Consider the following 21379-nt stretch of genomic DNA (forward strand, 5'->3'; position numbering starts at 1 on the left):
AGTAATGTGCAGGTCAGGGCGATGGAAAAGTATGGAGTGCCTTTGCGCTGTATTGTGCCGGGCAGGGTTTATCGCAACGAAGCGACAGATGCGCGCCATGAACATACTTTTCATCAGGTAGAGGGCCTTATGCTAGATAAAAATATTTCTATTTCCAATTTGAAGGCGGTACTTGACGCGGTGATCAAATCGATTTTGGGGCCGGATTTCAAGACGAGAATACGACCGGGTTATTTTCCTTTTGTGGAGCCAGGGCTGGAAGTAGATCTATCTTGTGTTTTGTGCAAGGGGACAGGTTGCCGGGTGTGCAAACAGACTGGCTGGGTAGAATTCTGTGGGGCGGGTATGGTGCACCCACATGTGTTGAAAGCTGGGGGAGTTGACCCTTCGAAATATTCGGGTTTCGCTTTTGGTTTTGGGGTAGAAAGATTGGCGATGATGAGATATGGGGTTGATGATATTAGATTGTTTCATAGCAGTGATTTGAGGTTTTTGGGGCAGTTTTAGAATTTAATACAAATTACGAATACTTACAAATATACAAATAAGAAAATTAAACACTGGCGAAGAAAGCTCTATTTGTATATTTGTAATTGATTTGTAATTCGTAGTAATATGTTGGTTTCATTGAATTTACTAAAAAAATATGTTGATTTGCCACTCTCGGTTAAGCCGGAAGAGGTGGTGGCAAAATTGGCGACTTCAACGGTAGAAGTGGAGGAATTTTTTGAGGTGGGTAAAGATTTGGAGGATGTCGTGGTTGGCAAGGTGGTAAAATTGGAAAAACATCCAAATGCAGACAAATTGAAGATTGCCATGGTGGATATTGGTCAAGTAGAGCCAGCTAGGATAGTTTGCGGGGGGATAAATCTTTATGAAGGGATGCTCGTGGCCGTCGCCAAGCCAGGAGCGATGATCCGCTGGCACGGAGAGGGAGAATTGGTAACACTGGAAAAAGCAAAAATCCGCGGGGAAGAATCCGAAGGGATGATTTGTGCGTCGAACGAGATTGGGCTCTCTGACAGATTTCCTGGCGGTGAGTTGGAAATAATTGATTTGACAGCCTTGGATTTCAAAGTCGGCGCTCCTTTGGCCAAAGAGCTCAGCTTGGACGATGTGATTATTGATATTGACAATAAATCTATTACCAATCGGCCAGATTTGTGGGGACACTATGGGATAGCCAGAGAACTGTCGGCGATTTATGGAGTGGAATTAAAATCACTGGAAGTGGAGGAAAAGGTGGGAATAGAGGAAGCAAAAGCAAAAGGGAGCAATATCAAAGTGAGTGTCAAAGAGAGTAATCTGTGCCCTAGGTATTTGGCAGTAGCGGTGGAGGGCATAAAAGTAAAAGAATCACCTTTGTGGCTGAAAAATGTTTTGAGTTCCATTGGTTTTCGTCCGATCAATAATATTGTAGACATTACAAACTATGTAATGGCGGAAACTGGACAGCCGTTGCACGCCTTTGATCGCAGTCGGGTGGATAATATCGTAGTGAGGCTGGCTAATAAGGGAGAGAAGATGGTAGCGCTTGATAAAGAAGAGAGGGCGCTTTTCACCGACACTTTGGTAATAGCAGATAGCAAGAAACCAATTGCGATTGCCGGGGTGATGGGCGGGGCGAATAGTCAAATAAGCGAAACAACAAAAGAAATAATTATTGAGTCAGCGAATTTTAATCCTTTAAGCATCAGGAAAACATCACAAAAGATTGGATTAAGAACCGACGCCTCAATGAGATTTGAGAAATCCTTGGATGGCCACCTGACGGAGACGGCGCTAAGAAGGGCGTTGGAATTGATCAAGGAAATTTTATCAGAAGCGAAAGTGGTTGGCCCTATTGTTGAGGACGGTGGAGTGGGAGAGGAAAGCAAGATAGTCGAGGTGTCACCGGAGAAAGTCAGCCTTAAAATTGGTGAGACCTTAAGTGTCGAAGCGGTGTCAAAGATTTTGGTAAGGTTGGGTTTTGAAGTTAAAGAGAAAAAAGATAAATTGATGGTGACCGTGCCTTCCTGGAGGGCAACTGGCGATGTGGCGATTGAGGAAGATATTGTGGAGGAAGTGGCCAGGATTTATGGTTATGATCAGATAAAACCCAGTATGCCAGAGGTGAAAATGAAGCCTTGGATTTTAGACAGAGAGAGAGCGGTAATTGATAAAACAAAAGATATATTGTCTTTGGGGCTAGGTATGCAGGAAGTTTTGAATTATTCTTTTTGGTCAGAAAAATTGGTGGCTGACTCAGGTATAGACAAAGAGGGGGAGCTTTTGGCTCTGCAAAATCCGTTGTCAGAGGAACAGGCGTATTTGAGAATGAGCTTGTTGCCAGCTATCCTGAAAAATATTAGCGACAATAGCCGTTTTTATAGCGAGTTAAAAATTTATGAAATTGGTAGGGTTTTCCGCAATAGGAAAGGTAAATATAAAATAGATAAAAATAGCAAAGACAGACTGCCGGACCAGCCGTATTATCTGGCAGGAGCAGTGGTTTTTGGTAGAGACAAACAACCATTCCAATCAATCAAAGGGATATTAGAAGAGTGGGGAAAGTTTTCAGGGATTGATTTTTTGGCTTGGTCAGCTGGCAAAAATCCGTTTTGTGAGTTTACCAACCAAATAGTGGACAAGGAAAAAAGATTGGCAATAATCATAGGTAAGGAAAAGATCGGTTGGGTGGGAGAGGTAAACCAAAAGGCTTTAGAATATTTTGATATAAAAAATAGGCGTGTAGCAGTTTTTGAACTTGATTTAACCCCAGTTTTGGAAAGTGGCTATAAAGAGATCAAAAAGTATCAGCCGGTGATTAAATATCCGGCAGTGGAAAGAGATATCGCTATCGAGGTAGCCTGGAAAACACGTTGGGAGAGTATAAAAAAAGAAATAGAAAAATTAGACACCTTGATTGTGGGGACAGAGTTTTTGTCAGAATACGATTTGGGGAAAAAGAAGAGTTTGGCTTTTCGGGTGGTTTATCGGGCCAGTGATCATACTTTGAGCGACAAAGAGGTAGAGAAGATAGAGGGAGGAATAATAAAGTTTTTGGGTGATAAATTCGGAGCAGCGAGGAGGTAGGCTGGCGGTGATTTAGCGGAGTAGCAAACTGATAATTTTATAATTTGATAATCTAATAATTTGATAAATAAAGATTTTATGCCAAAGACGAAGATAAGTAGTAAAAAGACAAAGCAGGGCGGCGAAGCGTATAACGCAGCGCAGATTACTGTTTTGGAGGGGCTGGAGCCGGTCAGAAAAAGGCCAGGCATGTATATTGGTTCGACTGGGCCGGCTGGTTTGCATCATATGATTTGGGAGGTGGTGGATAATGGTATCGATGAGGCGATGGCTGGTTATGCCAATTTAATTGTGATTACACTTTTGCCAGATAATATGGTGGAGGTGTTTGATAACGGCAGAGGTATACCAGTGGATATCCACAAGCAAGCAAAGGTTTCTGCTCTTGAGGTGGTTTTGACCAAATTGCATGCGGGCGGAAAATTTGGTCAGGGGGGTTATAAGGTGTCTGGCGGTTTGCACGGCGTGGGTGTATCGGTGGTTAATGCTTTGTCAGAATATTTGAAAGCGGAGGTTTATCGTGACGGCAAGGTCTGGGTGCAGGAATACAAGCGCGGCGTGCCACAGAAAAAAGTGAAAGCAGTTGGCAATACCAAAATGCGCGGCACCAAGATTATTTTTAAACCAGATCCAACTATTTTTCAGACAGTAGAATTTGACTGGGAGACGATTGTGGATCATTTGCGTCAGCAGTCCTATCTCAATAAGGGTATCAAGATAAAAATATTTGATGAACGCAAAAAAGATGAGACCCAGTCGTATGAATATTATTTTGAAGGCGGTATAAAGTCTTATGTTAGCCATCTCAATAATAATAATGAGCCAAAGCACGATAAGATTTTTTATATAGAAAAGAGCATGGCACCCGAGAAAAATAACGGTGACAATCCTGAGGGCGTGGTGGACCAGCGCCCGATAAATGTGGAGATAGCTTTTCAATATATCGAGGAGTACAAAGAATCAATTTATGCCTTTGCTAATAATATTATCAACCCAGAGGGCGGTATGCACGTGATGGGTTTTCGGAGCGCTCTGACAAGGGTATTAAATAATTATGCCCGCTCAAAGGGGTATTTGAAGGAAAAAGACGATAATTTGTCTGGTGAAGACGTACGCGAGGGTTTGACTGCGGTTATTTCAGTCAAGGTTTCTGAGCCGCAGTTCGAGGGACAGACCAAGGCCAAACTCGGTAATCCAGAAGCCAGACAAGTAGTAGAGAGTATTTTTGGTGAGTCTCTGGCTATATTTTTAGAGGAAAATCCAAAAGACGCCGAGGGGATCATCGGCAAATGTCTTTTGACCGCCCAAGCCAGAAAAGCAGCGAGAAGCGCCAGAGACGCAATAATCAGAAAGGGTGCACTCGAGGGCATGACTTTGCCGGGTAAATTGGCAGATTGTTCTTCGAGGGACGCACAGATTTCCGAGCTTTATATTGTCGAGGGAGACTCGGCTGGTGGTAGCGCCAAACAAGGGAGAAGTCGAGAGTTTCAGGCAATTCTCCCATTACGCGGAAAGATTTTGAATGTGGAGAGAGCTAGGCTCGACAAAATGCTTGCCAATAATGAAATAAAATCATTGGTGATAGCACTTGGCACTAATATCGGCGAACAGATGGATATCACCAAATTACGATATAATAAGATTATTATTATGACTGATGCGGATGTGGATGGTGCTCATATTAGGACCTTGCTTTTGACTTTTTTCTACCGTTATTTCCCAGATCTGATCCGCCAAGGGCATATTTTTATTGCCAAGCCACCGTTGTATAAATTACAAAAAGGCAAAGAGATGCATTATGCCTATAGTGATGAGGAAAAAGAAAGACTAGTAAAGGAGATGATGGGTGGAGAGACATTAAAAAGCGAAAGCACCAAAACAATAAAGCAAAAAAACAAAAGAGAAGAAGCGGTCGCTGGCGAAGAAGCAATTGTGACAGAAGAGGCAGGAGAGGTAGACCAGACTGGAGTAGGAGAAAAAGTGGGCGGGGTGAATATCCAGCGTTATAAGGGTTTGGGCGAAATGAACCCAGAGCAACTCTGGGAGACGACTATGGATCCAAAAACTCGGGTGACGCTCCGAGTAGATATTGAGCAGGCAGAAAAAGCAGATGAAATTTTTGAAATGCTCATGGGTACTGATGTGTTGCCGAGAAAGAGGTTTATTCAGGTCCATGCCAAGGATGTGAAAAATCTTGATGTTTAAGATTTGCCAAAAAATGAGATTTGTGATAGGGTAATATAAAGACCCTTGGGGGTCTTTTTAAAGACCAGAAAGAAAAGCATTTATTTAATATTTTATAGCTAAAATTAGTAAAAATATGAGTAGTTTAGTCCAATATTTTAAGGATTCCAAATTGGAATTAAAAAAGGTTGTTTGGCCGACGAAAAAGCAAACAATCAATCACACAGCTTTGGTAATTGGGTTTTCTGTGGCTCTGGCTTTGTTTTTAGGGTTGGTGGATTTTGGCTTGTCAGAGCTGGTAAAGGTTTTGGTAACTAAATAAAATATGGCAAGACAAATATTACATCAAGGCGAAAAAAGATGGTATGTGATTCATACCTATTCCGGTTATGAGGAAAATGTGGCTAGGAATTTAGAGCAGAGGATAGAATCTATGGATATGCAGGATAAGATTTTTCAGGTTTTGGTGCCAACAGAAAATAAGATAAAGATTAAGGGCGGCAAGCGCCACACGACCAGAGAAAAAATATTTCCGGGCTATGTTTTGGCGGAGATGATAGTCGATGACGCTTCCTGGTATGTAGTTCGGAATACTCCAAATGTGACAGGGTTTATCGGTTCGGGGACTTTACCTATACCACTCTCTGACCCCGAGATAAAAGAATTGCAACGTCGGATGGGAGCGCAAGAGCCAAAATATCAGATCAATGTCTCGGCTGGAATGCCAGTTAGGATTATCGATGGACCATTTAAAGATATGGAAGGCAAGGTAGCTGATGTGGATGAGGCACGGGGCAAGATAAAGGTTTTGGTACAGATGTTTGGTAGGGAGACACCGGTGGAGCTAGATTTCCTGCAGATAAAGAAATTATAAACAAGCGAGATAAACAGTAAGCAAGATAAGTATAAAATCAACGATAGTTTGTTTCGAGTCCTTTTTTAGGAAGAGGGAGAAAGTGGGTTAGCCTACGGGATTCCTCGCTTCGCTCGGAATAAACTGCTGAAAATTAAATTTAAATATTATGCCAAAACAAGTAAAAGCAATTGTGAAATTGCAGATCAAGGGAGGGCAGGCCAATCCAGCTCCGCCAGTTGGTCCGGCTTTGGGCCAGCATGGGGTAGCAATTCAGGAGTTTTGTACCAAATTTAATGAAGAGACAAAATCTAAAATGGGTGAGGTGGTCCCAGTAGAAATCACTATTTATGAGGATAGGAGTTTTAATTTTGTACTAAAGACCCCACCGGCAGCGGAACTTTTGAAAAAGGCTGCAGGGATACAAAAAGGATCTGGCAAGCCACTGACTGATAAGGTGGGCAAGGTGACTAAAAAACAAATTAGAGAAATCGCCGAGATAAAAATGCCAGATTTAAACGCTCACGACGTGGAAGCAGCAATGAAGATTATTGAGGGAACAGCTAGACAGATGGGGATCACAGTAGAGTAATTAATATTTATTTTATCCTGAGCCCTGCTTTGAGTCTGCGGGGCGAAGGATCCCGACTCGACCAGTATCTACTTTAATTTACGTTAAAAGGTGGTGGTATGGGATCCTTCGCTAATGCTCAGGATAAAATTATAGAGACACACTATGAAAAATCCAATTATTCGCACAATCTATTTGTATCTGTTCGCCTTGGTAGGATTGGCCATGCTCGTGATCGGCAGCTCAATGATTATCAATTTGGGCTTGAAAGCATGGGTTTTTACCCAAGCGGACAAACAAGATAATTATATGAGCCAACCAATGCCTTTGTATTTGGAAAAAGAAACTAGTAACGCGCAAAATTTACAGGCTTGTGCGGATAAATGTAATTTGACAGAGGACCAAAAGAAACAAGTGGCCAATTGGCTGAATGATTATGAAAGCTGGAAACAGCAGCAGAAAAATGTAGATCCGAACATCTGGGTGGTGCGAAACAGACAAAGACAGGCGGCCACAGCGTTATCTCTGATTTTGATCGGTTTGCCATTGTGGTTGTTTCATTGGAGTGTGATCAAGAAGGATAACAAGAAAGAAGAGGGGGCGTAGGTTTTTGGGACAGTAGGTAGGTAGCAAAATTTATTTATTAAATTGTGGGAGGCTCGACAGTCATCGGGCCGTTTGAACCACGCAAGGAATTTTTTATGAAAAAGAAAACAGCAAAAGCCAGCCATTCCAAGAGATATGTGGAATTGGCGGCTAAAGTGGATAAAAATAAAATTTATTCACCAGAAGAGGCAATACAGGTTGTCAAAGAAACAGCCAAGACCAAGTTTGATTCTTCGGTTGAGGTGCATGTGCGGCTCGGCGTTGACACCCAGAAGGGTGAACAAGCAGTGAGGGGCGCAGTTGGCTTGCCTCATGGGACTGGCAAAACAAAAAAGGTAGCGGTTTTTATTCGCAATGAAAAAGTGGCCAAAGATGCCGGAGCTGATATCGTCGGTGGTGAGGATTTGATCAAGCAGATAAAAACAACTGAGAAAATAAATTTTGATATTGCGCTTGCCACGCCAGAAATGATGAAAGATCTGGCTGTGGTGGCCAAGGTTTTGGGACCCAAGGGCTTGATGCCCGCTCCAAAATCTGGGACCGTGGTACCAGAGGCGGAGATGGAGAGAGCGATAGGAGAGATAAAGAAGGGCAGGGTAAATTTTCGCAATGATGATACTGGTAATATTCATCAGATAATTGGCAAAGCCTCATGGGAGGACAACAAACTGAAAGAGAATCTAGAGATTTTTGTGGATGCTTTGAATAAAGCCAAGCCAGCGGCGGTTAAGGGTACGTTTATAAAAGGTGTTTATTTGACTAGCACAATGGGCCCGGCCGTGAGGGTGAATATTTAGATTTTGTATTTTGTTTTGAGTATATAGCATAAAAGCGGGGAAACCCGCTTTTTGAATTTGCAGTTCTGGTGGGAATAAATTATAATGAAATAACTATGAAAGAATGTTTTTTTTGCCAAATTTATAAAGACAAGATAGATAATACAAACCTGGTTAATAAAATTGTTTATTGGGGAAAAAATTTTTACATCAGATTTGACAATGTGCCTGTTAGCCCGGGGCACTTAGAGATTGTGGCCAATAGACACATGAAAAGTTTGGCTGATTTAGATTTAGGGGAGTGGGGTGAGCTACGAACGCTGATAAAGAAGGCCATAAAAATAATTGAAAGTACTAATTTCGAGGGTTTATATAAAAAATTTTTAAAGGGTGCAGACAATAAAATTTTTAAACACTATGCCGAGGAAATGTTGAGAAGCAAAGTTGTCGGCAAGAAGCCGGCGGGCTATAATATTGGGGTGAATGAAGGGCTGGCTGGCGGGCAGACTGTGCCCCATTTGCATATTCATATTATCCCGAGGCACAAGGGCGATGTTTTGGACCCAACCGGCGGAGTCAGAAATATTATTCCAAAATTAGGAAATTATAAAAAATTAATTAAATAATTTTATGGCAGAAGAAAGAGAGCATTATCGTCCTTCTTGGGATGATTATTTTATGGCTGTAGCTAAAATAATTGCTGCCAGGGGAACTTGTGATAGATTGTATTCCGGTGCAGTTTTGGTAAAAGATAACCGTATCATATCTACGGGTTATAATGGCGCACCGCCGGGATTGCTACATTGTCACGATGCTGGGCATTTATTGGAAGATGGACACTGTGTAAGAACAATACACGGTGAACATAATGTATTATTGCAGGCTGCGGTGCAGGGTGGCACAAGTACGGTCGGCTCGACTTTGTACACTAAATACAATCCTTGTATACATTGTGCAAAATATGTGGTGGCTTGTGGTGTCAAAAGGGTAGTGATCACCAAGGTTTATAGGAATAGCGCCGCGGTTGATTATTTGAGGGAGGCCGGAGTAAAAGTGGATATTTACCAAGAAGACCCAAAATGGAGAGATGAGGTATTAAAAATTTTCACCGAAGATGTGCCAGAAAGAGTGAACGAAGGCGAGGTTAAACTAGATCAACAAAAATAATATGGAAAAAAATAAATTAGTTTGCATTGCTGGATTGTGTGGGGCTGGGAAAAGCGAGGTGGCTGATAGATTTATTAAGGCTGGTTATGCCTATGTGCGTTTTGGGCAGATTACTTTGGACGAAGTGAAGAGAAGGGGATTGGAGCCAAAAGAGGAAAATGAAAAGCCGATTCGTGAAGAATTTCGCAAGCAACACGGAATGGCGGCTTTCGCGATTTTAAACATACCAAAATTCGATGAATTTTTGAGTCAGGGCAAAAATGTTTTAGGTGATGGTCTTTATAGTTGGTCAGAATATAAAGTTTTGAAAGAAAAATACGGAGACAGGTTAATCGTGGTGGCGGTGTATGCTTCACCCAAGGTTCGATATGAACGCTTGACTGACAGGAGAAGCCGCTATGGTGATGACCCAACCATGAAATATCGCTCTTTTTCTTTAGAGGAGGCAAAGACTAGAGATTATGCGGAAATAGAAAATATTGAAAAAGGTGGGCCGATTGTGATGGCTGATTTTACGATTATCAATGAGGGCACGATAGAGGATTTGGATAAGCAGGTGGGGGAGATATTAAATAAGATAGACGCATGATAAAGAACATTATTTTTGATTGGTCGGGAGTGATTATAGATAATACTAACAATGTTTATTTGGCGGTGATGGGTTTTTGGCACAGATTCGGACTAGAACCTATAACTTTTGAGCAGTTTAGGCAAGAATTTAAATTACCAGTGATGGATTTTTATGATAAGTATTTGCTGAGTAAGGTGAGTTTTGAAGAGCAAAAAGATATTTTTACAGAAGAATACGCGAAATTGCAAAAGGCGGGGCCCTATAACTATATTGTTGATCTGCTGGGGAGGCTTAAGGAAATTGGTTTTAAGATGGCGGTTATTAGCTCTGATCCAGCAGTGCATCTTCGTCAGGCCATGAATGATTATGGTATGGACGATATTTTTATAGACATAAAGACAGATTTGCACAACAAGAAAGAGGCGTTGGCCGAAGTTATTAGAAATAATAATTTTCAGCCAGAGGAAACTTTGTTTATTGGCGATACCACTCATGAGATTGAGGTGGGTAAAGAGTTGGGAATAAAGACAGCAGGAGTGACTTGGGGGATTCAGTTGGAAGATAAGCTGAGATCAGCTAACCCGGATTTTATTTTTCATAATTTAGAAGAAATGGAGAAGACTATTTTGGGTGAATAACTATGATTTTATTTATTAACACAGCTAGCTCGGAAAATATTACCTTGGCACTTTTGGATGGAAAGGGCGAGATTTTGGTCAAGAAGAAAATAGCGGCTAAATATAAACAATCGGAGAAGTTATTGGTTGGGATTGATCGGTTGATGGGTGGGAGGAAAAATTTAAAAAAATTAATTGGGATTATCGCGGTTAAGGGGCCGGGGAGTTTTACGGCGCTGAGGATTGGCATAACAACCGCGAATACGATGGCTTTTGGGTTGAGGATCCCAGTGGTAGGAGTAACGGATGGGTTGCTGGAAAAATTAATAAAAGAAGGAGTTAGCAATTTAAAAAAGGCAAAGGTTGGCAATTATGTGATGCCGGAATATGGGGCAGAGCCGAATATAACAACCAAGAAACAGTAAACAGCCAACAATTAACAATAAAAACAGGTTTTATAGCCTGTTTTTTGTTTTGGCTAAAATTAGAAATGTTTAAAATAGTCTATTTTATAAGGATTTTTGAATGCACTGGTTATCCACAGAAAAGTGGTTGAAGATTAGGGTAAAGTGGTTTATAATGAAAGTAAGGTGGGGAAAAGTGGTATAAAGTGGTAAATATTAAGGCTATGGAGTAGGTCCTTTTGGACTGCTCCTTTAATTTTTAATAAGATGTTTCTTGGCGAATATTCGCACAATATTGATGACAAGAATCGGTTGGCCATACCAGCGAAATTTCGGGCTGAATTGAAAAACGGGGCAGTTATTACTAGGGGTTTGGATAATTGTTTATTTTTATTTACCAAAAAAGATTGGCAGGCTTTGGTGGATAAAATTGGACAATTGCCCTTGAGCCAGGCCAATGCCAGAAGTTTCTCTCGGATGATGCTCATGGGGGCGATGGAGGTAGGGCTGGACAAGCTGGGTAGAATTTTATTGCCAGATTATTTGAAAAAATTTGCGGAGCTCAAAAAACAAGTGATAGTGGGCGGTGTCTTGAACAGAATTGAAATTTGGGATGAGGCAAAATGGCAAAACTACAAGAATAAAGCAGAAAGCAATGTGGAAGAAGTGGCAGAGGGAATGAGGGAGCTCGGCATCTAGGCATATAAACATTTAAGCATTTAAACATATAACCAGTGTGGAACATAAACCAGTATTGCTGAAGGAGGTGATAGACTATTTGGATCCAAAGCCGAATCAGAATTTTATTGATTGTACTTTTGGTGGCGGAGGACACGCAGCAGAGATTTTACAAAGGATTGAGCCAAATGGCAGATTGTTGGGCATAGATGCAAATGGTGAGAGTTTGGAAAAATTTAAAATTAAGGATGGATTAATTTTAATTAACGATAATTTTAGGAATTTAAAGAAAATACATGAACATTATTTTTCTTGTCCAATTGATGGTGTTTTATTCGACCTTGGTTTATCATCAATTGAATTAGCAGATAGGGATAGGGGATTTAGTTTTTTGGCTGATGGACCACTGGATATGCGTTTTGACCGGGAGGCTCAATATTTGACGGCTGGCGAGGTCCTCAATAAATATGTTCTAGAGAATTTAATAAAAATTTTTGTTGATTATGGCGAGGTGCCACGAGGCTCGGCAAAGCTGGTGGCCGAAGCTGTGGTCGAAACAAGAAAGAAAAAGCCGCTAGCGACAGTTTTTGATTTTTTGAGCCTGATTTTGGGATCTTTGTACCCGAGAGCTTTCGAGACTGGCAAGATAACTATAGAGACTAGGGATTTTTATCATCACAGGAAAAGAATAAGCCATCCGGCAACCCAATTTTTTCAGGCCTTGAGGATAGAGGTGAATGACGAGCTGGAGAGTATAAAGCAGGTATTGCCAATAGCGATAGATATTTTAAGGACAGGAGGTAGGGTCGCGGTGATTTCTTTCCACTCCTTGGAGGATAGGATAGTCAAGAATTATTTTCGCGATTGGGCCAGGGCGGAGAGCCCGAAAATAAGATTATTAACAAAAAAGCCGGTGGTTCCGGCCGAAGAGGAATTAAGAGCTAATCCGCGTAGCAGAAGCGCTAAATTGCGGGTAGCGGAGAAAATTTGATATGTCAAAAAGTCAAATGATAAAAAATTGCAAGTTCGCAAACAATAAAAAGGTGCCAAGGGCAATCCGTGGCCGAGTTTGCCATTTGCAGAAAGCATTTTTTCTATTTTTGAGCCTGGCAGTTGTTGCCAGTGGTTTGTTTTATTTGCAGACGATAAACAACAAGGCTGGTTTGGGTTTTAGGGCCTCCGACTTGCAGACAAAGTTGGACAATTTGAAAGAAGCTAATAAGAATTTGGAGATAGAATCGTCCGAACTTCAGGGTGTGGCAAGGGTACAAGCCGAAGCTATTGGGCTCGGCATGGTGAACAGCGACAAGGTTGATTATTTGGCCGAAAGGGAGAGTGGCTTGGCCAGAAGATAATTTTGGATCATTATGGTCAAAAAACAGAAGCGAGGAGGATCATTTTTTAAAGAAAGAACTGGCGTAATTGTGGCAGTTTTTTTTGTTTTTGGTGTTTTGGTAATTGGTAGGCTTTTTTACCTCCAAGTATTAAAGCACAGCAGATACAACGAAGCGGCTGAGGACCAGCACCAAGTAGACAGGGAAATATTGCAAAGCAGGGGAGAAATTTTTATGGCTGATTATAAGAATAATAATTTAGCACCTTTGGTGATCAATAGAGAGATGGGCCTGCTTTATGTGGTGCCGAAAGAGGTAATAGCCAAGGAGGAGACAGCAAAAAATTTGGCTGATATTTTGGAGTCTGACAGCCAGAAGAACGAACAATTAAAAGCAGAAATTTTGTCTAAGCTCGGTAAGCCCGATGACCCATATGAGCCAATACAGCACAAGGTGGAGCCAGATGTTGTAGAAAAAATAAAAAATTTAAAAATGGCTGGCGTTTATTTTTCAGAAGAGTTGGTTCGTTATTATCCAGAAAAAGAGGCGGCTGGCCAGGTGACTGGTTTCTTGGGCTTTAGCGACAAGGGTCAGGTGGGGCAGTATGGCATAGAGGGTTATTTTGAGGGTGATTTGGCTGGGGAAAAAGGAAAAATATTGGCAGACAAAGACCCCAGTGGGAGAATAATACCAGCTTCGGAAAAACAGCTAAAGGAAGCAGATGATGGCCAAGATTTGATCTTGACAATAGACAGGGTGATACAAGGCAAGGCTTATGAATTTATCAGACAGGGAGTGGAAAAAAGTGAGGCGGAAAGCGGTAGCTTGATAGTCATGGATCCCAAAAACGGGCAGGTCAAGGCAATGGCGAATTATCCGAGTTTCGATCCAAATAATTATGGTTTAGTCGGCGATATAAAAAATTATCGCAATTTATCTATCAGTGAGACTTATGAGCCGGGGTCAATATTTAAAATAATAACCATGGCGGCTGGCATTGACAGTGGAGCTGTCAGGCCGGAGGATACTTTTGTAGACACTGGGGAGACGAAAATAGGTAAGAATACAATCAGAAATGCAGATAATAAAAAATATGGGAAGATAACGATGGCTGGTATATTGGAAAACTCAGTAAATAATGGAACGGTATATGTGGCGCTAAAAACAGGGAGAGAGAATTTTAAAAAATATGTGGAGGCATTTGGCTTTGGTGAATTGACCGGCATTGAACTTAATGGCGAGGCAAAAGGGGAGATATCATCTTTGGCTAAAAAGGGGGACATCTATTTGGCGACAGCTTCATTCGGTCAGGGTTTGACAGTGACGCCGATGCAAATGGCGGCAGCTCTTGCCACAATAGTAAATGGGGGAGAGCTAGTAAAGCCGCATATCGTTGATTATCTGCGAAAAGATGGCCAGGAGATCCCTAGAGCAGAGGAAAACAATGTCAGACAAGTTGTTTCACCCAAGACGGCTGAGATTATAAAAGCGATGATGGTTTCAGTGGTGAAGAATGGCCACACAAAAAGCGCTCAAGTAGCTGGTTATAATATCGGCGGTAAAACAGGTACAGCGGAAATAGCCAATAAAGATGGCGGAGGGTATTCAAACGAAAATAATCATTCGTTTATTGGTTTCGGGCCAATGGAAGATACAAGGTTTGTTATAGTGGTAAAAATAAGCAAACCAAAAGTAGGGAGATTCGCCGAATCTACGGCAGTGCCGGTTTTTAAAAATATGGCTAGTTTTTTACTACAGTATTATCAGGTTGAACCTGAGGATTAATTTGCCAAGAGGAGACATGTTGGCCGATACCCAGCTGGTCTCTTTTGTTTCTCCTATTGGGCATTTTTTCTGACCAAAGAAGCAGGTCAGAAAAATTTATTTTATAGCGGGAATTGACTACAATAGTTTTAATTTCTTTGTTTTTTATAGCGCGTCGGATAGACCTCTCGCTTAGGCCAAAGAGCAGGGAGGCTGTAGATGGGGAGATCCTAATTTCATTTGACATATTTATATTAAAATGTTATAAATAATTAATATTATTAGAAGTGGTTGTCATTTACCCTATATAATAAAAGGATAATATAAATAGTAATAAATGTCTAGATTTGTCTAGACATTTTATGATTACTTTGATTTTATTGGTTTTTTGTCTAGGTTTATATAGACAAAATTATTAAATTTAACCATAGCAATTGGGCTAATTACGGCCGTTTTTCTTTGATTTTTGGACCTAAAAATGGTATTGTAACGCCAATTAACTTATTAACGTCTAATTAGATGAGAGCCCAAAAGATAAACAAATGGCAAGAGAGCAAGCTCCTAAAAAGGCTTAAAAACGGAGATGAAGAAAGCTTTCGTAAGATATATGATTTTTTTGTAGACAGGATTTATAAGTATGTTTTTTTGAAGATTGGATCTAAAGAAAAAACAGAGGAGATAGTTCAGGATGTTTTTCTCAAGTTTTGGAGATTTGCGAAAGACGAAGAGAATAAAGTGAGCGACTTGTCTGCGTTTATCTATAGCATCGCCAGATCGATGATTGCTGATCATTATAGAAACGAAGGCAAAGTTGATGCGGTGGTATCTTTTGAGGAAACAATAATTACAGAAGAGGAAATAGTTAGTGAGAGTGTTTTGTCCGAAGAGATAGACATAAGTATAGATTTAGAAAAAGTAAGTGCGGCATTGACCAAATTGTCACAAGTATACCAAGATTTGATTATCATGAAATATATAGAAGAGATGAGTAATAAAGAGATAGCCGAAATTTTGGGGAAAGAAGAGGGCAATATAAGGGTGTTGGCCCACAGGGCGATAAAACAACTAAGAGCAATATTAAGAGACCATGAATAATTTATTAGAACAATTGAAGAAGATAAATGTAGAGCCTAGTTTGGAATGGAAAGAGCAAACCAGGAGTTTTTTGTTGGCAGAGGTTGGTAGGCATAGAGTGGCTCAAAGACAAACTGGCTTTTCCGCGGGTCATTTCAGGATGATGACTTTTGCCTGGAGACCAGTAGCGGCGTTGTCTTTGGTGGCCTTATTTTTCTTGGGTAGTACCAGTTTTGTAGCTTTGGCTGCCAGAAAGGCTGTACCTGGTGATAATCTCTTTGTAGTAAAAAGAGCCTGGGAAAAAATAAATGAATATATGGCGGTCGATGCGGCCAGAAAGACAGAGCTGGCAAGCGCAGTTTTGGAGACCAGAGTAGACGACTTGCAGAAAATTTTGGAGCAGGAAACCGTTTTGGTCTCTGCTGGTGAAAAAAACAATGAGAGTATCTTTGTGGCAGTAGATGAGGTAAAAAAACAGATTGAAGATGTAAACGATAAGTTCGTGGCTATGCAGGAAAAAGACAAAGAAAGCGGGAAAAGGATAGTAGAGGCGGCACTTGCTCTAAACGAAAGGATAAGGGGCTACAAACAAGAGATAACCCTAGTGAAAGAAAAAGTAGAAAATACAGAGGCCAATAAAGAATTGGATTTGGTCTTAAATAAGGTAGAAGATATAAATTCCGATGTCTTGGCTTTATTGGTAGACAAGCATAGCAGTGGAGAGGTGAAGTTGGAAGAAAGTGATTTGGCGATGCGGGTAGGAGATCACGTGAAGCAGGTTGAAGATAAACTGGTAGAGGTGTCAGAGGCGGTGGGGTCAGCGGCAGAACAAGACAGCACTATAAAACAGAAGGTTGACGAGGTAAAAGTAGCCATAAAGAAAGCCAACGAAGCACTGAATAATAATGAGTACCGGCTAGCTTTGACTTTTAGTAAAGATTCAAATGCAATTTTGGAATTAATATATGGTTCTATTTATGAAGTAAAAAATGACAGTGAAAAAGAACCAACGACTGGAGAGGTAAAAGGGGTAGAGACTGCGACTACGACAATAGAGATAATGGCCCCGAATGTTTTTGTGCCAAAGGCCACTACGACCGAGACCGAGGAGGAGCCAGAGGTTTACGAGGTGAATATTCTGAGATAATTTTATGGATTATACGGGCGAGAGGGTGGTCTCCGGAAACAGCGAGATGCCGGCAGATATTTATAAAGAGCATCTGGAGCGTTACAGTTTTGCCTTGGATTTTATTAAAAATAAAAAAGTTTTGGATATTGCTTGTGGTACGGGATATGGCAGCAAGCTGATGGCCGAGGCGGGCGCAGAGAAGGTCGTGGGCGGAGACATAGAAGAGGGAGCTATCAGAGAGGCACAGGCATTAAAAAGAATAGACAATTTGGATTTTTTGGTGGTCAACGCGATGAAGATGCCCTTTGCGGAAAAAGAATTTGATATAGTAGTCAGTTTTGAAACGATAGAACATTTAAGTAATCCGGAAAAATTTATCAAAGAAATAGCTAGGGTGCTGAAGTCGGGCGGCTATCTGATCCTTTCTACTCCCAATAGAATAGCAACCAAAAAGATAGGCATAGATAATCCGTTCCATTTGAGAGAGTTTGCCAAAAGAGAGATAGCCCAACTTTTGTCAGATTATTTTGGAAAAATAGAAATATTTGGTCAAAGGCCCCTAAGCAAGATGAACGCCAAGCAAAAAATAATACAAAAAGCGTACTTTTTATATACAAAAATAAAGTGGCTGGAATTTTTAAAAAGATGGTTTAACACTAATACAAGACAGGCCATAGGCAAGGAAATCATCGGGTTGGAAGATAATTTTCATATCAGTGAAATGAAGCCGGGCAGGGAATACTTGTACTATGTGGCGGTGGGGAAGAAGAGGTAAAGCTGGATCCTCGGGTCAAGCCCGAGGATGACAGTGTTTTTTTATAGATAAATCGTTTTTTTAAAAATCCTAGCAATAGGGTTTCGCTTTCTGGGGTTTTTACTCCGGAGAGTATTAACAAGATTCCTATTTCTATTTAAAGGTCGAACTGGCACTGTAAGGTGCTGGGCAAGATAGGAATAAATTAATTTTAAAACTATCGCCCGAGGCGAACCATCTATTGGATGGCGGACCATGGGCCAAATAGTTTTAAATAAATATATATATTTATTATGTTTAAAAAAGGTTTTGTAGGGCTCATGGTGTTTGCCATGATCCTGACAATGGTTGGAGCAGTGACTGTTCCAGCCAGAGCCGCTTCTGATGGTGATTTGATCAAGATGGCTGGTAATTCAGCTGTTTATTACCTCAACGGCGGTAAGAGATATGTTTTCCCTAATCAGAAAACATTCAACACCTGGTATGCTGATTTTTCCAAGGTGGTGACCATTTCTGAATCAGAGATGGTGGGCTATCCTTTGGGCGGCAATGTGACTTATCGCCCAGGTACCAGACTAGTGAAGATCACCACTGTTCCAACAGTGTATGCTGTGGAACCGGGTGGCGCACTACGCTCCATTGTGAGTGAGGCCAACGCCAAATCTTTATGGGGCGACAATTGGAATAAAATGATCGATGATGTACCAGATGCTTTCTTTGTGAATTATTCTGTGGGTGCTGCTCTTACTGAGGGCGTGTATCCAACTGGCACATTGGTAAAGGCCTCTGGTTCTTCAACTGTTTATTATATTGATGGTACAACCAAGAGACCAGTCGCGACCGGCACTGCCTTTGAAGCCAATGGCTTCAGCTGGGCGAATGTTTTGACCGCTTCTAGTCTTTCTGGCTATACCGATGGCACCTCTATCACCGGTAAAGAGACCTTCTCTACCGTGGCTGGTAGTGGCACAACCACTGGTCCAGCTGCTGGAGGTACTGTCACCGTAGCTTTGGCCTCAAGCACTGCCGCTGCTGCGACTATCATTTCTGATACGGCCGAAGGCGCACAGTCAATGGTTCCTTTTGTGACTGTGAATTTTACAGCTCCAGCTGATGGCGCTGTGACTGTTAATACTTTGAAATACAAGAGAACTGGTATTTCTGCTGATACTGATGTGACTGATCTTTATCTCTATGACGGCATGACAAGATTGGCTATGGGTGGTTCTATTTCTTCAGGTGTAGTTACATTTAATAGTGCTAGTGGTTTGTTTACTGTGCCAGCTGGCACAACCAAGGCGGTCACCTTGAAAGTTGATATGACCGAAAATACCAGTGCTGGAAAGACCATGGCTTTCCAGTTGGAATCAGTGACCACCAGCAATAATGCTACAGTGGTTGGTTCTTTGCCTATTTCTGGTAACACTATGACCACTGCTAGCGTGACTGACCTCGGCTATGTGACTATTACCAACGGTGATGTGCCAACATCTGTCGCGACTGTCAACCCAGGGGAAAAAGATTTTGAAGTTTACAAGATTAATTTGCAAGCTTCTGATCAGGATTTGCAGTTGGAATACATGAAGTTGACATTGCTCGGTAGTGTGAACACCAGTGATTTGACCAACCTAAAGTTGACCAAAAGTGGTGTGACCCTAGCTACTGGTAGCATAAACGCTGATAGAGAATTGGTCTTTGACCTGACCGGCTCTCCTTATGTGATCAAGAAGGGTGAAAATCCGACTTTCTCCGTGAGGGGCGATGTGGTCAACGGTTCTACCAGAACATTCCGCTTTAGTGTGGAATATTCTTCAGATCTCGTGGTCAAGGACAATAACTACAAGGTTTATGTGACTCCATACACCAGCACATGGTCAGCCAAGAAATCCAGCTCTTCCAGCAATGTTTATACAATAAACTCTGGTAGTCTGGCGATTTCACTTGACACTACTTCTCCAACCGAGAATGTTGCCTCTGGCGCAACCAATGTCAAATTGGCAACTTTCAAATTTGAAGCTACTGGCGAGGACGTAAAGGTTAATAATCTTGATATCCAGGCTGGCACAGCGAGTGGCATTGAAGGCGGTTTGGATAATGGTAAAATTTATTTGAATGGAGTTCAGGTTGGGACTACAAAAGACTTGACCGAAGCCACCAGTGTGAATTTCACATTTGGTTCCAGCTTTATTGTATCTGGCGGGACCTCGGCTTTGGTTGATGTCTATGCTGACATAAAAACAACAACCTCGACCACCATCTCAGCTGGCACAGTCCAGATATCTTTGGTGGCCGGTTCTGGCAATGCCCAGGGCGTGAGCTCCCTCGAGTCTATCAGTACCACTGCACAAGACGGCACAGCTTTGACTGTTAGCGCTGGTTCTTTGACCTTGATAAAATATCAAGCTTATGGCGATCAAAACATCGTCAAGCCAGCCACTCAAGCAAAAGTCGCTTCTTTTGTAGTGTCTGCTGGTGCTTACGAGGGCGTGAATGTTGATACTATCAATATTTCACAGGCTACATCTGGCGTAATGCAAAATGTCAAATTGATGAGTGGTAGCACTCAAATTGGTTCAACCAAGGTGACGTTGACTTCCACTAGTGCTACTGAAAATGTATTTTCAGTATCCAATTTGAATCTAGCGGCCAATGAGTCTAAAGTGATTGACGTTTATGCTGATATCAAATCAAGCACGGGCGCACCATCTATTGCCATAGTGGTTGATTTGGCTGGCACTACAGCTATCACCTCTACTGCGACCACAGCTTCTGATGTAACTATGCAGACCATGACTATATCTACGGGCTCTATCACCTCTGCTGACGGTGGCAAGCCAACATCTGATTTGGTCATCGCTGGTACAACCGTGACTTCCAATAAAGTGAAGTTTACAGCTACCAATGAGGCCTTTACCGTGACCAAGGTGAGAATCTGGGAACAGACATCTGGCAACTATGATTCTATTGGTAAGGTTATCCTCGAATATAAGGACAAGAGCGGTAATACCGTAACCAAAGAAGGATATCTCAATGCTAGCGGTATTATGGATTTCACTGGGCTCAATATGTACGTAGCCAAGGATAGCGATGCGATTTTGACCGTTAAGGCCGAAGTCCCAACAGTCGCTTCTGGCGCCGACTCTGGTGATACTATTGGTCTCGACTTTGACAAAGATAACAACTTCTCAGCTTTGGGCGAGGCTTCAAATACAACTGATACTACCCCAGGCGCTGATGTTGATGCCAACAATATGATTGTCAGAAAGACCAAGCCGACCTTGAGCTCTGTGGCTATGTCTAGCTCAATCTTGCAAAATGGCACTAGCAAGACCATTGGTAAATTCAACGTGACGGCTGATGCCGCTGGCGCGCTATATGTTAAAGAATTTAACTTTAGCTTGGCTACCGGTTCTGCTGTAAATGTTGTTGATGTTAAAATGTATAAGGAAGGTGTCACTGAAATGAATGCAACTGCCGTTGATACAGTAGGTGGTTCAGTGAGTATCGTCTTGGATACAGAAGAGCAGATCCCGGCTGGCTCTACCGTGATGTTCGAATTGAAAGGCACGGTTTCCGGTGCTGCTTCTGGCCAATCCTTGGCGGTTTCTATCAAAGAATCAGCCTTGTCTTCGGAAGACCAATATGCAACAGCCACCAATTATACAGATTTAGCTTTGTATGAAACTGGTGGTTTGCTGTGGTCTGATGGCTCGGTGTCTCCCCATGTTGTTACTACATCCAGATCATACTCTGGTTGCAAATATGTGAAGACCTTGCCGCTTGATTTGGGTACTCTCTCATTATAAGTTTAAATAGTGGTAA

The 21379-nt window shown here is 41.7% G+C and carries 22 protein-coding genes; 21 read left to right on the top strand and 1 reads right to left on the bottom strand.

Translation table 11 applies throughout. The annotated features are described in order from the left end of the window. From pheS to GYA54_01730, 17 genes are all read left to right on the top strand, one after another. On the top strand, positions 1-507 hold a 507-nt coding region (gene pheS / locus GYA54_01650; GenBank protein ID NMC51414.1), incomplete at its 5' end, for a phenylalanine--tRNA ligase subunit alpha. Between the two features lie 108 nt (positions 508-615). After that, positions 616-3075, top strand: coding sequence for a phenylalanine--tRNA ligase subunit beta (locus GYA54_01655; protein ID NMC51415.1), 2460 nt, complete (start codon positions 616-618; stop codon positions 3073-3075). Positions 3076-3153: 78 nt separating this feature from the next. After that, a complete protein-coding gene (gyrB, locus tag GYA54_01660) occupies positions 3154-5280 on the top strand; it encodes a DNA topoisomerase (ATP-hydrolyzing) subunit B (protein ID NMC51416.1) in 2127 nt (708 codons plus the stop codon). 115 nt (positions 5281-5395) lie between these two features. After that, on the top strand, positions 5396-5581 hold the full coding sequence (gene secE, locus GYA54_01665) for a preprotein translocase subunit SecE (protein NMC51417.1): 186 nt from the start codon (positions 5396-5398) through the stop codon (positions 5579-5581). Between the two features lie 3 nt (positions 5582-5584). Beyond that, positions 5585-6133, top strand: a complete 549-nt coding sequence (gene nusG / locus GYA54_01670; protein NMC51418.1) for a transcription termination/antitermination protein NusG — start codon at positions 5585-5587, stop codon at positions 6131-6133. 145 nt (positions 6134-6278) lie between these two features. Then, positions 6279-6704: a 50S ribosomal protein L11 gene (rplK, locus tag GYA54_01675; GenBank protein ID NMC51419.1), complete on the top strand. Its 426-nt coding sequence runs from the start codon at positions 6279-6281 to the stop codon at positions 6702-6704. 144 nt (positions 6705-6848) lie between these two features. Further along, positions 6849-7289 (top strand): hypothetical protein, encoded by a 441-nt coding sequence (locus GYA54_01680; protein ID NMC51420.1) that lies wholly within the window; start codon positions 6849-6851, stop codon positions 7287-7289. 95 nt (positions 7290-7384) lie between these two features. Then, the gene (rplA, locus tag GYA54_01685) at positions 7385-8086 is read left to right on the top strand and encodes a 50S ribosomal protein L1 (GenBank protein ID NMC51421.1); all 702 of its coding nucleotides are present in this window, start codon (positions 7385-7387) and stop codon (positions 8084-8086) included. Between the two features lie 95 nt (positions 8087-8181). Then, positions 8182-8691 (top strand): HIT family protein, encoded by a 510-nt coding sequence (locus tag GYA54_01690; protein NMC51422.1) that lies wholly within the window; start codon positions 8182-8184, stop codon positions 8689-8691. Positions 8692-8695: 4 nt separating this feature from the next. Continuing rightward, a complete protein-coding gene (locus tag GYA54_01695; GenBank protein ID NMC51423.1) occupies positions 8696-9232 on the top strand; it encodes a dCMP deaminase in 537 nt (178 codons plus the stop codon). 1 nt (position 9233) lies between these two features. Continuing rightward, positions 9234-9821: an AAA family ATPase gene (locus GYA54_01700; GenBank protein NMC51424.1), complete on the top strand. Its 588-nt coding sequence runs from the start codon at positions 9234-9236 to the stop codon at positions 9819-9821. After that, positions 9818-10441 (top strand): HAD family hydrolase, encoded by a 624-nt coding sequence (locus GYA54_01705; GenBank protein ID NMC51425.1) that lies wholly within the window; start codon positions 9818-9820, stop codon positions 10439-10441. Before GYA54_01700 ends, GYA54_01705 begins: the two co-directional genes overlap by 4 nt. Positions 10442-10443: 2 nt before the next feature. Then, the gene (gene tsaB, locus GYA54_01710) at positions 10444-10845 is read left to right on the top strand and encodes a tRNA (adenosine(37)-N6)-threonylcarbamoyltransferase complex dimerization subunit type 1 TsaB (GenBank protein ID NMC51426.1); all 402 of its coding nucleotides are present in this window, start codon (positions 10444-10446) and stop codon (positions 10843-10845) included. A gap of 246 nt (positions 10846-11091) precedes the next feature. Beyond that, entirely contained in the window at positions 11092-11523 is a 432-nt protein-coding gene (gene mraZ, locus GYA54_01715; protein NMC51427.1) for a division/cell wall cluster transcriptional repressor MraZ, read from the top strand. A gap of 37 nt (positions 11524-11560) precedes the next feature. Next, complete coding sequence (gene rsmH / locus GYA54_01720; protein ID NMC51428.1) at positions 11561-12493, top strand: 16S rRNA (cytosine(1402)-N(4))-methyltransferase RsmH; 933 nt, start codon at positions 11561-11563, stop codon at positions 12491-12493. 1 nt (position 12494) lies between these two features. Next, positions 12495-12857, top strand: coding sequence for a hypothetical protein (locus GYA54_01725; GenBank protein ID NMC51429.1), 363 nt, complete (start codon positions 12495-12497; stop codon positions 12855-12857). 12 nt (positions 12858-12869) lie between these two features. Beyond that, positions 12870-14621 (top strand): penicillin-binding protein 2, encoded by a 1752-nt coding sequence (locus tag GYA54_01730; GenBank protein ID NMC51430.1) that lies wholly within the window; start codon positions 12870-12872, stop codon positions 14619-14621. On the opposite strand, the gene GYA54_01735 is transcribed toward GYA54_01730, so the two are convergent. Then, complete coding sequence (locus GYA54_01735; GenBank protein ID NMC51431.1) at positions 14578-14847, bottom strand: hypothetical protein; 270 nt, start codon at positions 14845-14847, stop codon at positions 14578-14580. The two genes, GYA54_01730 and GYA54_01735, sit on opposite strands and share 44 nt — an antisense overlap. A gap of 272 nt (positions 14848-15119) precedes the next feature. Between GYA54_01735 and GYA54_01740 the strand changes: the two genes are divergently transcribed. From GYA54_01740 to GYA54_01755, 4 genes are all read left to right on the top strand, one after another. Continuing rightward, the gene (locus GYA54_01740; protein NMC51432.1) at positions 15120-15695 is read left to right on the top strand and encodes an RNA polymerase sigma factor; all 576 of its coding nucleotides are present in this window, start codon (positions 15120-15122) and stop codon (positions 15693-15695) included. Next, entirely contained in the window at positions 15688-16821 is a 1134-nt protein-coding gene (locus GYA54_01745; GenBank protein ID NMC51433.1) for a hypothetical protein, read from the top strand. Before GYA54_01740 ends, GYA54_01745 begins: the two co-directional genes overlap by 8 nt. Before the next feature lie 4 nt (positions 16822-16825). Next, positions 16826-17578 carry a class I SAM-dependent methyltransferase gene (locus GYA54_01750; protein ID NMC51434.1) on the top strand — a complete coding sequence of 251 codons (753 nt, stop codon included), beginning with the start codon at positions 16826-16828 and terminating at the stop codon, positions 17576-17578. Positions 17579-17850: 272 nt separating this feature from the next. After that, complete coding sequence (locus tag GYA54_01755; protein ID NMC51435.1) at positions 17851-21363, top strand: hypothetical protein; 3513 nt, start codon at positions 17851-17853, stop codon at positions 21361-21363. Positions 21364-21379 lie beyond the last annotated feature (16 nt).

This window comes from Candidatus Kuenenbacteria bacterium, assembly GCA_012797775.1.
GTDB lineage: Bacteria > Patescibacteriota > Patescibacteriia > UBA2196 > GWA2-42-15 > JAAZMX01.